We start from the raw sequence: 14,882 nt of genomic DNA, 5'->3' as shown, positions 1-14,882 counted from the left end.
CCCGGCCGACCGGCCCGACCGCTCGGAGGAGAAAACCGTAATCTGACCCCGCTGCCGCTCGTCTCCGATAACGAGGCGGGCAGCGCGCACGCGCGCTGCCCGGACCGAGCGCAGGAGGAGTGGGATCCATGTCGTCAGCCGGTCGGGCAGCACCCGATCCCGGGCTGGTCGTCGCGGCTCGACAGGGCGACCGGCGCGCTCTCGACGACGTCGTGGCGGCCTCGCTTCCGCTGGTCTACAACATCGTCGGGCGCGCGCTTCGCGGCCACGCCGACGTCGACGACGTGGTCCAGGAGACTCTGGTACGGGTGATCCGGCACCTGCCCGCGCTCAACGACCCGGCGGCGTACCGGTCCTGGCTCGTGGCGATCACCATCCGTCAGGTGCGCGACTGGGACCATCGTCGCCGCGTCGCGCTCGACCGGGACGCCGGGCTGGACGCGATCCACAACGTGCCCGACCCCGCCTCCGACTTCGCCGGGATGACGATCCTCCGGCTCGGCCTCACCGACCAACGACGTGAGGTAGCCGAGGCGACCCGCTGGCTCGACCCGGACGACCAGGAACTGCTCTCGCTGTGGTGGCTGGAGGAGACCGGCGAGCTGACACGCACCGAGGTCGCCGAGGCCGCGAGTTTGTCGCCGGGGCACGTCGCGGTCCGGATCCACCGGATGAAGGAGCAGATCCAGAGCGCTCGGGGCGTCGTCCGCGCCCTGCGTGCCCGTCCCGGCTGCCCGGACCTGGGCGCGGTGACGGCCGAGTGGGACGGCACACCCAGCCCGCTGTGGCGCAAGCGGCTGGCCCGGCACGTCCGTGACTGCGCGTTCTGCGGGCGCCTGGGCGCCGCGTTCCTGCCGATCGACCGACTGCTCGCAGGCATGCCACTGCTGCCGCTGCCGCCCGGCCTCAGCGCCCACGTATCGAGCGCGACAGTGCCCCCGGCGGCCGCGCCGGCAGTCGTACCGCATCCTCCGGGCGTCGCCGAGCTCGCCGTGCACGCGCCGCGCGGTCTGGTTCCGTACCTGGCCGCCGGAGTGGTCGCCGCGGTCCTCGCGATCACCACGTTGCTGGTGGCGCTGCCGGACGATCCGGTCACCGCGCCCTCGTGGGCCGGTCCGCCGCCCGCGACCCCCACCGCCGTCGCCTCCGCCTCCGCCTCCCCGAGCAGCGCAAAGTCACCGAGCGCGCGCCCCTCGTCGAAGGCTCCTGTCGCTCCGGCGGTCAGCTCCGTACGCAAGGGCGTCGGGGTGTGGAACTTCGCCGGAGCGAGCCAGGCGCTGGCCAGCTCGAAGGCCGGCTGGTACTACACCTGGGGCACCCAGCACCCGGGGATCAGCACTCCGCGCGGCGCGACGTTCGTGCCGATGATCCGCAGCGCGGAGAACGTCACCGCCGCGGAGTTGGCGCGGGCCAGGGCCGCCGGGCCCCACCTGCTCACCTTCAACGAGCCGGACCTGCCCGAGCAGGCGAACATGACGGTGGAGCGGGCACTGGACCTGTGGCCGCAACTGATGGCGACGGGCAGCAGGCTGGGCAGCCCGGCGGTCGCCTGGGGCGGCGCGGACCCCCAGGGTTGGCTGGACCGGTTCATGGCCGGCGCGAAGGCCCGGGGTCACCGCGTGGACTTCATCACCCTGCACTGGTACGGCGCCGACTTCACGACGGCGGCAGCGGTGAACCAGCTTCGGCAGTACCTGCAGGCCGTCTACCAGCGGTACCACAAGCCCATCTGGCTGACCGAGTTCGCGCTGATCCGCTACGACGGTGGGCGTCAACAGTTTCCCAGCCAGGAGCAGCAGGCGGCCTTCCTCACCGCGGCCACCGGCATGCTCGGCCAGCTGTCCTACGTGCAGCGCTACGCCTGGTTCGGTCTGCCCGCCACCGACAGGGACCGGTCCGGGTTGTTCAGCGACGGCACCAGGGCGACAGTGGTCGGCCGCGCGTTCCAGGCCGCGCGGTGAGCAGGCGGGCCGGGTTGGTCGGGCGCGTCGGGCGCATCGTCGGCGTCGTCGGGACCCTGGCCGCGACGGCGCTGGCCGTGGGTCTGACCCGGGGCGCGAGCCACGTCGACCCGGCCGCCGCGCCCACGTCGGTGACGCCCACGCCCGCGTCGGTGCTGCTCAACGGCACCGATGACGCCTTCATCCAACTGCTGCTCCCGATGAACGAGGGCGCGCTCGCGTTGCTCGACGACCTCGACGCCCGTCCGTCGGCCGCCGACCCGGCGCTGCGTGCCGTTCTCGGTGACATCCGGGCGGCGCACCGGGCCGAGTCGGTGCAGCTGCGCAGGCTGCTGGCCGCCGGCAACAGACTGGAACAGAACATCCATGCGGGGCATCAGATGCCCGGCATGGTCACCGACGCCGCTCTCGCCGAGCTGCGCGCCGCCCCCGAGGCCGAGGTGCGCTCCCGGGCGGTCGGTCTGCTCCGGGCGCACCTCGCGCAGACAGTCGTGCTGTGCCGGGGCGAGCAGACCGCCGGGGGCAGCCCGGAGGTGAAGACCCTCGCCGGCCGGATCCGGGAGGTACGGGCCGCCGAGCTGAGCACTCTCGCACGTCAGCCCGGAGCTACCGGAACCCCGCCGGCCAACTGATCCGGTGCGGATCTGATCAGTCGGGCGTCGGGTGATCCGACTCGAACCGGGCGCGGTTGAGGAACGCCAGTTGCGCGCGCTTGTCCGGCATGTCGATCTCGGCGTCGAAGGTGAACCCCTCGATCTCCAGTCGGCGCAGCGCGAGATGGTTGCGGACGTCCGGCTCGACGACGATCCGCTGGGCGGCCGGGTCGCCGAACAGGAATCGGGCCAGGGCGGGCCCGACGGCGTTGGTCAGGCCGCGGGCGAGATGGCGGGCGGGGCAGAGCAGCAGGTGCATTCCGACGTCTCCGGGCTGCACGGCGTACCGCTCGCCGACCGGGTCCGCCTCGGGTTGGTAGCTCTGGAACAGGCCGACCGGCTCGCCGTCGACCTTGATCAGATACGCGTGGTGGGTGGGCAGGCTGTCGACGAAGGCGTAGATCTCGCGGACCTGGTCGACTGTGTGTGACCCCATGCCCCAGAACGAGTTGCGGGGGAGAGTGACCCACCCGTGCAGGAGCGCGGCGTCCCGGTCGGGCACGACGGGCGTCAACGTCAGCTCGCCGAGTTCGGCGATCTTCTCCTGGTATGTCATGTCGCGAGGTCCTCTGTTGGTCGGGGTGATCGGGCCCGGGATGACGTGAGGGGGACACGCGTTCCACCGAGGCGGGAGTTAGGTTACCCTCCCCTAACAAAGGCTCGCCTTACCTGGAGGGGTGCGTGAAACGGAACTGGGAAGCCCTGGTCCTCAAGGCCATGGGAGGCCGGGACTTTCAGTTGACGGTGCGGGCAAGCGAGTCGGTGGACGGGCACTACCAGCGGCTGCTCCTGGACGACGGCGGCCTGCTGGAGGCGTGCGGGGTGCACCCCACGATGTGGGTCCGGCTGTGGTTCGACAACGACGGCCGGGCACACCAGCGGGCGTACACGCTCGTCGACCCCGACCCGGCGAACGGCCGGTTCAGCCTCGAATTCGCCATCCACGACGGCTGCGCGGCCCGCTGGGCCACGACGGCGCAGGTCGGCGACACCATCGTCGCCACCGTCCAGGGCAGCGCGTTCCAACTGCCCGACCCGGCACCCGAGCACCTTTACCTCGTCGGCGACGCGGCGTCCCTGCCGGCGGTGAACAGCCTGCTCGACGCGAACGCCGACATCCCGGCGACGGTCTGGCTGGAGTACGCCCACGAGGGCGAGAAGGCCCTCACGCCGCGCGCCCGGGCACACCACGCCATCACCTGGGTTCCCCGGGACACGGACGGCCGACACCTCGTCGAACGGGTCCGCTCCGACCTGCCCGCCAACGACGCCGCCCACTACTGGGTGGCCTGCGAGGCCGCCACCACCCGTGGCATCACCCGACACATCCGCCGGACCCTCGGCGTCGACAAGGACCGGCTGACCTCGCTCGGCTACTGGAGAGCCCCGTGAGAGGCCGACTCGGCACCCTGACCGCGCTGTACGTCACCCAGTACCTCGGCATCGGCTTCATCACCGTCGGGTTGACAGCCATCCTGCGCGACGGCGGCACCTCCCTGGACACTCTGGCGCTGTTGCAGGTCGTCGGCCTGATCTGGCCCATCAAGTTTCTCTGGGCGCCGATCCTCGACAGGTACGGCTCGAAGCGTCGCGGCCACTACCGGTCCTGGCTCCTCGTCCTGCAGAGCGCACTGGTGCTGGCCCTGCTGGCGCTGCTGCCGTTTCCCCGCCCGGCCGACGCGCTCGGCCCGGTCATCGCCATCTGCGCCGCGTACGTCTTCTTCTCCGCCACGCAGGACATCGCCGTGGACGCCGTCGCCGTGCGGATGCTCGGCGGGACGGACCGGGGGACCGGCAACGGCATCCAGGTGGCGGCGAGCTACCTCGGCAACCTGCTCGGCGGTGGTGCCTGCGTACTGGTCTACGACCGGTTCGGCTGGGCGTCGGCGGTCGGCCTGCTGGCCGTGTTGACAGCGGTCGGGCTGCTTGTGGTGTGGCGGTTCGCCGAACCCGCCCGGACCGATCGGGTGGACCGGGTCGGCACCGCGTACCGGGCGCTGCTGTCGGTGTTCGGCCAGCCCGGCTGCCGATGGTGGACCTTCGGCGTCGTGCCGCTTGTCTACGTCGGCGCGGGCATGGCGTACGCCCTGGTCACGCCCGCCCTGGTGGACGCCGGGTGGTCGCTGGGCCGGATCGGTGTGGTGACCGGCGTGGTGACAAGCGCGCCGGCCATCGTGGCCGGCCTGGTCGCCGGGGTGGGCATCGGGCGGTTCGGGCGCGGCCGGGTGCTCGTGGCCGGCGGCGTGACCCTCGCGGTGTCGACGGCGATGCTGCTGCCGCTGTTGAACGGCCGGGCGCCGCTCGGCGGGACGGTCGCCGCGCTCTGCTTCTTCATGGTGGCCTACACGATCGCCAACGTCGTGCTCTACACGGTCAACATGGACTACTCGCGACCGGACACCGGCGGCACGGACTTCACTGTCCTGTCGTCGTTCGGCCTGGTCTGCTCGTTCGTGGCCGCCTCGGTGGGCCTGGCGGCGGCCGACCGGATCGGCTATCCGCCGGTCGCGGTCGCCGCCATCGTGCTGGTGGCCGCGGGGGTCGTCCTCGGCCTCGCGCACCAGCGGCGGTTCCCCCGCACCCCCGACGCCGCACGGGAGCCGGCCCCCGTGCCGGACACCGAGCGTCTGTCTCCCGACGGCGTGCGGGCGGCGGTGTGACACTCGTCCAGCCGGTCGCCGTTCCCACGGCGGCGACCCGACTGCCGCACCGCTGGCTCATCCTGGCCGTCCTCTGTGTCGCCCAGCTCGTCGTGGTGCTGGACAACACGGTGCTCACAGTGGCGGTGCCGGTGCTCACCACCGAGCTGGGCGCCAGCACCGCCGACGTGCAGTGGATGATCAACGCGTACGCCCTGGTGTTGTCCGGACTGCTGCTCACGGCGGGCGCCGCGGCCGACCGGTACGGCCGGCGGCGGATGCTGCTCGCCGGGCTCGTCCTGTTCGGACTCGGCTCGCTGGTGGCCGGTCTCGCGAGCACCAGCGGTCAACTGATCGCCGCCCGGGCGGGGATGGGCGTCGGTGGGGCGCTGCTGGTCACCTCGACGCTCGCGGTGGCGATGCAGGTCTTCGACGGCCCCGAACGGTCCCGGGCGATAGGCATCTGGGCGGCCACCAGCGCGTTGGGCTTCGCGGTCGGGCCGCCGATCGGCGGCACCATCCTGGCCCACCTGCCGTGGGGCGCCATCTTCCTGCTGAACGTCCCCATCGTGCTGGCCTGCCTGCTCGTCGGCCGGGCACTCGTGCCGGAGTCCCGAGGACCGGCCGCCGGCCGGCTCGACGTCCGGGGCGCCACGCTCTCCACCGCCGGGCTCACCGCCGTCGTCTTCTCGATCATCGCCGGGCCGGAGCGGGGCTGGGCGTCGACCGAGGTGGTCGGCGCGGCTGTCGTCGGCGTACTCCTGCTGGGGTTGTTCGTCCGCTGGGAGCGGCGGATCAGCCACCCCATGCTGGACATGCACTTCTTCCGGGACCGCCGGTTCGTCGGCGCGATCTCCGGCGTCGTCCTGATCACCTTCGGGGCCACCGGCGCGCTGTTCCTGCTGACCCAGCACCTCCAGTTCGTCCGCGGCTACCCGGCCTGGGAGGCGGGCCTGCGCATGGCGCCCTTCGCCCTGTCCATCGTGCTGCTCAACGTCAGCGGCGTCGCCGCCGCCGTGATCCGCCGTCTCGGCCTGGCCGCCGCCATCGCCGTCGGCATGGCGTTGCTCGCGGCCGGCCTCGCGGTGGTGACACTCGTGCCCTCCGACGGGTACGGGGTGCTGCTCGGCGGCCTGCTCGTCATGGGCGTCGGTTGCGCCCTGGCCAACCCGGCGATCGTGGAGGCGGTGATGAGCGCGATCCCGGCCGAGAAGGCCGGTGCCGGCGCGGGTGTGGACGGGACCATGACCGAGGTCGGCAGCAGCCTCGGCATCGCCGTCCTCGGGGCCGTGTTGAACGCCCGGTTCGCGGCGCTGCTGCCCGCCGGGCTGGCCGGCGCGCAGTCGTTTCCCGCGGCCCTCGCCGCCGCCGAGGGGCCGCAGCGGCAGGCCGTGACCAGCGCGTTCGCCTCCGCGCTGGAGACCGGGCAGATGGTGGGCGCCGCGGCGGTGCTGGCCGGCGGTCTGCTCGCGGCCGCGCTGTTGCGCCGCGCGGCCTAGACCGGCGGCTCGATCGCCTCGACGAGCACCTCGAGCACGTGCCGGTACGACTGCCCGGTGGCCCGGCTCATGCCCATCTCGCAGGTGCGGTTGCAGGAGGCGTACGCGTCGTGGTCGCGCTTGTTGACCTCGGCGGCCTGCGCGGCGGTAGCACCGGCGGTGACCTCGGGGTGCAGCAGCCCCCGGTCACCGGCGAACGCGCAGCACCCCCAGCTGTCCGGCACGGTCACGGTGTCGGCGACCGCCCGGGCCACCGTGTGCAGGTCGTCGATGCCGCCGAGGTGCACTGTGGAGCAGGTGGGGTGCAGGGCCAGCGAGCCCAGCCGCCGGGGCTCGGGCAGCGCCGGCAGGAGGTGTTCGGCGGTGAAGGTCACGCTGTCCACGAAGCGCAGGGCGGCGTACCGGGCGCGGTCGGGCTCGGCAAGCGCGGCGGTCAGCTGGGTCAGCCCGTGGGTGCAGGACGACGCGTCGCACACGATGGGCAGGCGGCCCTGGTCGCTTGCCGTCCACAACGCGGCAAGGGTCCGCTCGGCCATCTCACGGTGGCCGGCCGGGTAGCCCTTGGACTGCCAGGGCGTCCCGCAGCACAGGCCCGCCGTCTCGGCCGGCACGACGACAGGCACGCGCGCCAGCTCGCACAGGCGCAGGAATGCCGCCGCCGAGCCGCCGGACGCGCCGTCCTCCGCCGCGAAGACGCTGCCGATGCACGCCGCGAAGAACACCGCTCGGGCGTCCGGCGCGCTGCGCGGCTCGGGGCGGGGCACACCGGCGCGCGGCATGTCGGCGCTCCACTGCGGTACGAGTTCGGTCGCGCCGAGGGAACGGATCACCCCGGTGGCGGCGCGGGTCAGCGGTGTCGGCACGGCGTGGGCGGCGTTCAGCCCGACCCGGACGCCGGCCACGGCGCCCTTCCAGTGCCTGGCGACGCCGCGGGCGGTGCGCTGGGCGCGTGGGCTGTGCCGCTCGGCGCGCAACCGCTTCATCGCCGCGCCGGTGTCGATGCCGACCGGGCAGGCGGTGACACAGAGGCTGTCGGCGGCGCAACTGTCCACCGCCGCGTACTCGTAGTCGGTGGTCAGCTCCCGGCGGCGCTCCTCGTCGCCGGCGGCGGTGGCGAGGGCGATCTGCCGTTGCAGGACGATGCGCTGCCGGGGCGTGGTGGTGACGTCGGCGGTCGGGCAGACCGGCTCGCAGTAGCCGCACTCCACGCAGGCGTCCAGCTCGGGGTCGACCGTCGGGACGGCCTTGAGCTGCCGCAGGTGCACAGTCGGGTCGTCGTTGAGCAGCACACCGGGGTTGAGCAGGCCGCTCGGGTCGCACAACCCTTTCAGCTCGCGCATCACGTCGTACAGCTCGTCGCCGTACTGCCGGCGGACGAAGGGGGCCATGGCCCGGCCGGTGCCGTGCTCGGCCTTGAGCGTTCCCCCCTCGGCCAGCACGAGGTCGACCATGTCGTCGGTGAACCGGGCGTAGCGGTCGATCTCGGCCGACGTGTCGAAGGACTGGGTGAGCATGAAGTGCAGGTTGCCGTCGCGGGCGTGCCCGAAGATCACCGCGTCGGGATAGCCGTGCCTCTCGAACAGGCGGATCAGCCCGTCGCAGGTGCCGGTCAGGCGCGGCATCGGCACCGCGACGTCCTCCAGCAGGGCCGTGGTGCCGGGCGGGCGAGCACCGGCGACCGCCGTGTAGAGGCCCTTGCGCAGGTGCCAGAGCTTGGCCCGTTCGCGCGGGTCGCGGGTCAGCTCGGTGCCGGTGACGGCGGGCAGCCGGTCGAGCACCGGCTGGGCGTCGGCGAGCGTCGCGGCCAGCCGCTCCGCGCTGTCCTCGGCGAACTCCACGAGCAGCGCGGCGTGCCCGGCGACAGTCAGCCCGCGCAGGGCCGGGCTCGCGTCGGGGTCGCGCTGGCTGACCCGCAGCGCGGCCGCGTCGAGCAGTTCGGCGGTACGCGCACCGGCGGCGAGCAGGGCGGGCAGCGCGTCGGTGGCGGCGCTGAGACCGGGCAGGATGAGCAGGCCGGTGGCGGCGTGCTTGTGGATCTCGACGGTCCGGAAGACGGCCTCGGCCACGAAGCCGAGGGTGCCCTCGCTGCCGATCATCAGGTGGGCCAGCATCTCCACCGGGCTGTCGTGGTCGAGCAGCGAGTTCAGCCCGTACCCCATGGTGTTCTTCATGGCGAACAGCCGCTCGATGGTGGCCCGCGACCCCGGTGTCGAGCGCACCCGGTCGCGCAGCCGCAGCAGCCCGGCGTGCAGCTCGGGCTCGGTGGCGCGCAGCCGGTCGTCGGCGTCGCGCGCGGCGGAGTCGACGACGGTGCCGGACGGGAGGACGAAGCGCAGCGACTCCATGGTGCGGTACGCGTTGTCGGTGGTGCCGCAGGTCATCCCGCTGGAGTTGTTTGCCACCATGCCGCCGACAGTGCAGGCGGCCTCGCTGGCCGGGTCCGGGCCGAGCCGGCGGCCGTAGCGGGCCAGCCGGGCGTTGGCCTGCCGGATCGTCAGGCCCGGTTGGAGCCGGATGCGGCGGCCCTCGTCGAGGACCTCGGCGTTGCGCCAGTCGGTGCGGACGTCGACAAGCACCCCCGCGCCGCCGGCCTGCCCGGCGAGGCTGGTGCCGCCACCGCGCAGGGTCAGCGGCACGCCGGCCTCCCGGGCACCGACCATCAACGCGCCCACCTCGGCCGCCGAGGCGGCGCGCACCACCGCCTGCGGCTCGAAGAGGTACGGCGAGGCGTCATGCGCCGCCGCCAGCCGCCGAGGCAGCTCGGCGCTGGCCCGATTCGGATCGTCGAGGCGCGGGCGCAGCAGGTCGGCGACCTCGCGGGCGCGGACGCCTGCCGCGTTCGGTGCGGGTACGACGGTGCTCATGGGCGGATCCTCCCGAAGAGGGGCGGTCAGTCGGCGGTGATCAGCAGCCGGTCCGGAGCGGTGTCGACGGGCGCGGGCAGCCGCAGCGGTTGGCGGCCGGGGGTGATGCTGCCGAGCACCGAGGCGTGCCGCGCGCCGGTGCCCGAGGGCAGGGCACCCGGCAGCCCGTGCACGGTCAGGTAGCCCAGCAGCGCGAAGGCCAGCGCCTCCTTGGCGTCCGAGGCGACACCCACCTCGTCGCTGGAGGTCAGGTCGACGCCCGGTAGCTCGTCGACGAGCATGCCCATCAGCGTCGGGTTGTGCGCGCCGCCACCGGACACGACGAGCCGGGTGACGCCCTGCTCCCGGCACGCGTCGGCCACCGTGACCGCCGTCAGTCGGGTGAGCGTGGCCAGTACGTCGTTCTTGTCCGGGGTGGGCGCGTCGCCGAGGGCGGTGAGCAGGTACGGCAGGTGGAACAGCTCCTTGCCGGTGCTCTTCGGGCCGGGCAGCCGGTAGTACGGCTCGTCGAGCAGCCGCCGTAGCAGGGCCGGGTTCACCTGCCCGGCCGCCGCGCCGCGCCCGTCCCGGTCGTACTCCTCGGCGCCGCCGGTGAAGTGGCGCGCGGCGGCGTCGAGGAGCGCGTTGGCCGGCCCGGTGTCGAACGCGAGGGGATCCGCGTCCGGCGCGACGACCGTGATGTTCGCGATCCCGCCCAGGTTCAGGGCGGCCGGGACGCCGGGCAGGCCCCGCAGCAGCAGCGCGTCGAACAGGGCGACCAGGGGAGCGCCCTGGCCGCCGGCGGCGACGTCGCGGCTGCGCAGGTCGGACACGACCGGAAGGCCGGTGGCCTCCGCGATCCAGGCCGGCTGACCGAGCTGGAGGGTGCCGCGGACCGTACCCGCCTCGACCCAGTGGTGCATGGTCTGCCCGTGCGAGACGACCAGGTCGGCACGGCCGTCGCACAGTTCCGCGACGGCCCGCACGCCCGCCTCGGCGAAGGCCTGGCCGATGCCGGTGTCCAGCACGCAGATGGCCTCGGTGGTGGTCGCCGCGGGTGGCAGGGCCGCGGCGATCCGGGTGCGCAACTCCTGCGGGTACGGGTGGCTGAGACGGCCCAGCGGTCGCATCCGCAGGGTGTCGCCGCTCCTGTCGAACTCGGCCGCGGCGGCTTCGATGCCGTCGTAGGAGGTGCCGGACATCAGACCGATCACGCGCATCACGTCCTCCTTCATGCCCGGCCGGCCGGCGTTGCCGCGGCGTCGTCGTCGACCTCGTCGCGCCGTCCGTGGTCGTACGGGTTCTCCGGGGTCGGGTGGAACAGGCTCGCCACGGTGCCGACGAGCAGGGTGATCAGGACGCCGATCGGCACCAGCCACTGCGCGGCGATGGCGGTCGCGGTGGTGGTACCGGCCGTCGTCACATCGATCTTGACGTAGCGGACGATGTAGGTCATCACCGCCACGGTGACGAGGAAGGCGATGAACGCGTCGACCTGGTTGGCCCGCTTGACGAGGCGGCCCAGCAGGAAGGCCCCGAGCAGCGCGCCGTAGGTGTAGCCGGCGATGGTCAGACCGGTCAGGTAGACGTTTCCGGTGCTGGAGCTGAACGCGCAGGCGAAGATCGCCATCAGCACCGCCCAGACCAGGGTCATCACCCGGGCGAGCCGGAGCATCGCGTCGTCGGACGGGACCTTGCGGAAGAAGCTGTGGATGAAGTCCGCGACCGTGGAGTTCGACATCGAGTTCAGCGCCGAGGACAGCGAGCCCATCGCGGCGCCGAGGATGCCGGCCACCAGCAGACCCGAGATGCCCACCGGCAGGGCGTGCAGGATGAAGCTCGGGTAGAGGTTGTCGCTGCTGGCCAGGCCGAGCTCCTTGAAGGTCTGACCCTTGTTGTACGACCACAGCAGCGCGCCGACCAGCGAGAACGCGGCGAACTGGATGACCACGAAGACACCCGAGGAGATCATCGCCTTCTGCCCGTCGCGCAGCGTGCGGGTGGACAGGATGCGCTGGACGATCAGCTGGTCCGACCCGTGGCTGGCCATCGCGAAGATCGCGCCACCGATGATCGCGGTCGGCAGGGCGAACGGGCTGGTGAGCACGTGCGCGAGGTTGAAGTCGGTGTCGAAGAGCTGGAACTTGCCGGCGTCCAGCGCCTGCGAGTAGCCGTCGAAGCCGACGGCGTGGCTGAGCACCGCGATGGCCAGGATCGCGCCACCGAGGTAGAGGCCCATCTGGATCGCGTCGGTCCAGATGACCGCCTTGATGCCACCGAGGTAGGTGTAGACCACGGTGATCAGCGTGAGGACCACGATGATGGCCTGGTAGCCGACGTGCAGGCCGAACTCGTCCAGGAGCAGCTTGATGGGGATGGCCGAGGCGAACAGGCGTACGCCCTCGGCGAGCAGGCGGGTGAAGACGAACGTGATCGACGCCAGACCCTGAAGTTTCAGGCCAAACCGCTCACCGAGGTACTGGTAGGCACTGACGAACCCACCGCGCTTGTAGAGCGGGATGAGCACCGTGGCCACGACGACGCGACCGATGACGTAGCCCAGGGCCAGCTCGACGTTGCCGAACCCCTGCCCGCTGTAGGCCCCACCGGGCACGCTGATCACGGTCAGGACGCTGGTCTCGGTGGCGACCACTGAGAACGAGACGGTCCACCACGGCAGGCGGCCCTCGCCCACGAAGTAGTCCTTGGCGGATTTCTGCTTCCCGGACAGGCGTAGTCCGACGAAGGCGATCACCACGAGATACAGCACGATCACGACAAGGTCGAGTTGACGCACGGTTCACTCCCCACCCAGCGGTTGTCAATAAGTGACGTTGGCCCACAGTAACTCGAAACTTTTTGCCAGTGCCCGTCCGGGCTGGTTACGCTGTGGTTTCAGCCTGCTGATAGAGGGCGCGTCGGCCCAGCAGGACGCGCCCGGTGGCACTCGGCAGCTGAACACCAGCGAGAGGAACGAACACCGGATGGACCTCAGCACCCTCGGCACCGAGACCCGCAACGACAAGACCAGCGACCTCGACCGGATGTCGCCCACCGAGTTGCTTCTCGCCATGAACGACGAGGACCGCTCGGTCGCGGACGCCGTCCGTCGGGCCGTACCGGACATCGCCGCCGCCGTCGACGTCATCGTGGCGTCGCTCCGCCAGGGCGGACGACTGATCTACCTCGGCGCGGGCACCAGCGGCCGGATCGGCATGCTCGACGCCGTCGAGATCCCCCCCACCTTCGGTACGACGCCCGACCGGGTCATCGGTCTGCTCGCCGGCGGGGCACGAGCCTTCGGCGTCGCCGTCGAGGGTGCGGAGGACGACCCGACCCGCGCCGTCGCCGACCTCGACGCGATCGGCCTGACCGCCCGCGACACGGTGGTCGGGCTAGCCGCCAGCGGCCGTACCCCGTACGTGGTCGGCGGGTTGGATCACGCCCGCGCGCGAGGAGCTGCCACCGTCTCCGTCGCCTGCAACACCGACGCGGTGATCAGCCGGCACGCCGACGTCGCCATCGAGGTGCCCACCGGCCCCGAGGTGCTCACCGGCTCCACCCGGCTCAAGGCCGGCACCGCCGAGAAGCTCGTCTGCAACATGCTCTCGACCGCCACGATGGCCCGGCTCGGCAAGGTCTACCGCAACCTCATGGTGGACATGAACGCCACAAACGAGAAGCTCGTCGACCGGGCACGCCGGATCGTCGCCGAGGCCGCCGACACCGACCTCGACACGGCCGCGCGGGCGCTCGCTGCGGCGCACGGGCACGCCAAGACGGCCATCGTGCTGCTGCTGGCCCACTGCACCGCCGAGGAGGCCGCGGCACGGCTGCGCGCCGCCGACGACGACGTCCGGGCGGCCGTCGCGGCCTGACCCCGGGCCGGGCGCACCCGCCCGTCGGGGGCTGGTGCGCCGGGGTGGTCAGCGGTTGAGGTAGGCGGCCAGGCCGCCGAGCTCCTCGCTGGCAATGAACACCGACCGTACGTTGAGGATCGCCTCCTCGACGTGGGCGTCGCAGCCCCACGCCGCGTCACCCCACGAGTCGGCGATCTTGATCTTCGCCGGTGCGGTGCACCCCTGTGCGCCGCCGAGCTGGCAGTGCTCGGGATGCGGTCGGGCTGCCTGCGCTGCCGCGGCGGCGCGTATCCGGTCGGCGAGTTCCGCGGCGGCGGCCGCACGCTGCTCGGCCTCGGCGCGCAGCTGCCGCTCGGCGCGGACCGCCTTTGCCAGCTCCTCGTTCGCGGCCTTGGCGCGCGCTTCGGCGGCCGTCTTCGCCTGCTCGACGTGGTGGCGTTCGATGGCCAGGGCAGCGGTGTCGGCGAAGACCCGAGCCAGAGCCAGATCGGTGTCCTGCGGGACGCGCGGGGTGCGATGGTACATGGCGAAGGTGCCCAACAGGCCGCCGTCGGGGGCCAGGATCGGCATCGACCAGCAGGCGGCGAGCCCGGCCCGCTCGGCCAGGGCGCGGAAGTCGTCCCAGAACGGGTCGGTGCCGATATCGGTGACGATGACCGGCTCCCGCCGGTACGCGGCAGTGCCGCACGAGCCGACACCCTCGCCGGTGGCGATCCCGTCGATGGCCTGGTTGTAGAACTCGGGCAGGCTCGGTGCGGCGCCGTGGCGCAGGTGCTGGCCGTCCGGATCGGCGAGCAGCACGGAGACGAGCACCTGGTCCGGTGCCAGGTTCTCGATGCAGCGCGCCATCCCGTCGAGCACCTCGGCCAGGGGCGCCTGGCGGGCGATCTGCTCCAGCATGGCGCGGTGCTCGGCCATCAGCCGCTGGGCGTGCTTGACCTGCGTGGTCTCCACACCGATCACGCGGATCCCGGTCACCGTGCCGCCGGCGTCGCGGCGCGGCTCGTAGGTGAAGTCGAAGAACGCCTCCCGCGCGTGCGGGCCGGTGCCCAGCACGATCCGGGCGTCGCGACCCGTGTAGGGCTCACCCGTGCGGTAGACCTCGTCCAGCAGATCGACGAAGCCCTGACCGGCCAACTCGGGCATCAGCTCGGCGACCGGAACCCCGGTGCGCGCCCGCTCCTCACCGATGGTGACGAAGAACGCCGGGTTGGCCGTCTCCACCACATGTGTGGGCCCCACGAGCGACGCGAAAACCGCGATGGACTGCCCGAACAGCGCCCGCAGATCCTCCTCGGCCGCCTCCCCGGTACGCACCGCAGTCGACCGCTGGCCCGATATAGCCGCCATGCCGTGGTCGCCCCTCTCCTGTCCGGCTTCGTCGGATGACCCATGGTTCGTCGCCCGCTGACGGTCGCCAGAGTACG

Annotated in this window: 11 protein-coding genes; 6 read left to right on the top strand and 5 right to left on the bottom strand. The window is 72.4% G+C overall.

Annotated features, from left to right (window positions below):
* Positions 1–128 precede the first annotated feature (128 nt).
* Together ACGFIE_RS01430 and ACGFIE_RS01425 are read left to right on the top strand one after the other, a co-directional pair.
* Positions 129–1,961 (top strand): sigma-70 family RNA polymerase sigma factor, encoded by a 1,833-nt coding sequence (locus ACGFIE_RS01430; protein WP_393289877.1) that lies wholly within the window; start codon positions 129–131, stop codon positions 1,959–1,961.
* Positions 1,958–2,593, top strand: coding sequence for a DUF305 domain-containing protein (locus tag ACGFIE_RS01425; protein ID WP_393289875.1), 636 nt, complete (start codon positions 1,958–1,960; stop codon positions 2,591–2,593). The genes ACGFIE_RS01430 and ACGFIE_RS01425 overlap by 4 nt, the downstream gene beginning before the upstream one ends.
* A gap of 16 nt (positions 2,594–2,609) precedes the next feature.
* On the opposite strand, the gene ACGFIE_RS01420 is transcribed toward ACGFIE_RS01425, so the two are convergent.
* Positions 2,610–3,170, bottom strand: coding sequence for a GNAT family N-acetyltransferase (locus ACGFIE_RS01420; RefSeq protein ID WP_393289873.1), 561 nt, complete (start codon positions 3,168–3,170; stop codon positions 2,610–2,612).
* 125 nt (positions 3,171–3,295) lie between these two features.
* Here ACGFIE_RS01420 and ACGFIE_RS01415 point away from each other — a divergent pair, with 125 nt between their 5' ends.
* The 3 genes from ACGFIE_RS01415 to ACGFIE_RS01405 are packed head-to-tail and all read left to right on the top strand — an operon-like array spanning position 3,296 to position 6,752.
* On the top strand, positions 3,296–4,006 hold the full coding sequence (locus ACGFIE_RS01415; protein WP_393289871.1) for a siderophore-interacting protein: 711 nt from the start codon (positions 3,296–3,298) through the stop codon (positions 4,004–4,006).
* A complete protein-coding gene (locus ACGFIE_RS01410) occupies positions 4,003–5,274 on the top strand; it encodes an MFS transporter (protein ID WP_393289868.1) in 1,272 nt (423 codons plus the stop codon). The genes ACGFIE_RS01415 and ACGFIE_RS01410 overlap by 4 nt, the downstream gene beginning before the upstream one ends.
* Positions 5,271–6,752 carry an MFS transporter gene (locus tag ACGFIE_RS01405; RefSeq protein WP_393289866.1) on the top strand — a complete coding sequence of 494 codons (1,482 nt, stop codon included), beginning with the start codon at positions 5,271–5,273 and terminating at the stop codon, positions 6,750–6,752. Before ACGFIE_RS01410 ends, ACGFIE_RS01405 begins: the two co-directional genes overlap by 4 nt.
* Here ACGFIE_RS01405 and ACGFIE_RS01400 read toward each other — a convergent pair.
* Genes ACGFIE_RS01400 through ACGFIE_RS01390 form a run of 3 tightly spaced genes read right to left on the bottom strand, consistent with a single transcriptional unit; the run spans position 6,749 to position 12,392 of the window.
* Positions 6,749–9,616, bottom strand: a complete 2,868-nt coding sequence (locus ACGFIE_RS01400) for an FAD-binding and (Fe-S)-binding domain-containing protein (protein ID WP_393289864.1) — start codon at positions 9,614–9,616, stop codon at positions 6,749–6,751. The two genes, ACGFIE_RS01405 and ACGFIE_RS01400, sit on opposite strands and share 4 nt — an antisense overlap.
* Positions 9,617–9,642: 26 nt before the next feature.
* On the bottom strand, positions 9,643–10,815 hold the full coding sequence (locus ACGFIE_RS01395; protein ID WP_393289862.1) for an anhydro-N-acetylmuramic acid kinase: 1,173 nt from the start codon (positions 10,813–10,815) through the stop codon (positions 9,643–9,645).
* An 11-nt stretch (positions 10,816–10,826) separates the two neighbouring features.
* Positions 10,827–12,392, bottom strand: a complete 1,566-nt coding sequence (locus tag ACGFIE_RS01390; protein ID WP_393289859.1) for a sodium:solute symporter — start codon at positions 12,390–12,392, stop codon at positions 10,827–10,829.
* Positions 12,393–12,579: 187 nt separating this feature from the next.
* Between ACGFIE_RS01390 and murQ the strand changes: the two genes are divergently transcribed.
* Complete coding sequence (murQ, locus tag ACGFIE_RS01385) at positions 12,580–13,473, top strand: N-acetylmuramic acid 6-phosphate etherase (protein ID WP_363684991.1); 894 nt, start codon at positions 12,580–12,582, stop codon at positions 13,471–13,473.
* Between the two features lie 48 nt (positions 13,474–13,521).
* On the opposite strand, the gene ACGFIE_RS01380 is transcribed toward murQ, so the two are convergent.
* Positions 13,522–14,772 (bottom strand): GAF domain-containing protein, encoded by a 1,251-nt coding sequence (locus ACGFIE_RS01380; protein ID WP_393289857.1) that lies wholly within the window; start codon positions 14,770–14,772, stop codon positions 13,522–13,524.
* Between the last annotated feature and the right edge of the window lie 110 nt (positions 14,773–14,882).

The organism is Micromonospora sp. NPDC049275, assembly GCF_043197115.1.
In the GTDB taxonomy this organism is placed as follows: Bacteria; Actinomycetota; Actinomycetes; order Mycobacteriales; family Micromonosporaceae; genus Micromonospora.
This window is presented reverse-complemented; position numbering and strand designations above follow the sequence as displayed.

Bases quoted from the DNA above. Each gene is read 5' to 3' on its own strand.
- ACGFIE_RS01400 (WP_393289864.1), bottom strand. From the start codon at position 9,616: ATGAGCACCGTCGTACCCGCACCGAACGCGGCAGGCGTCCGCGCCCGC.
- ACGFIE_RS01430 (WP_393289877.1), top strand. From the start codon at position 129: ATGTCGTCAGCCGGTCGGGCAGCACCCGATCCCGGGCTGGTCGTCGCG.
- ACGFIE_RS01395 (WP_393289862.1), bottom strand. From the start codon at position 10,815: ATGCGCGTGATCGGTCTGATGTCCGGCACCTCCTACGACGGCATCGAA.
- ACGFIE_RS01420 (WP_393289873.1), bottom strand. From the start codon at position 3,170: ATGACATACCAGGAGAAGATCGCCGAACTCGGCGAGCTGACGTTGACG.
- murQ (WP_363684991.1), top strand. From the start codon at position 12,580: ATGGACCTCAGCACCCTCGGCACCGAGACCCGCAACGACAAGACCAGC.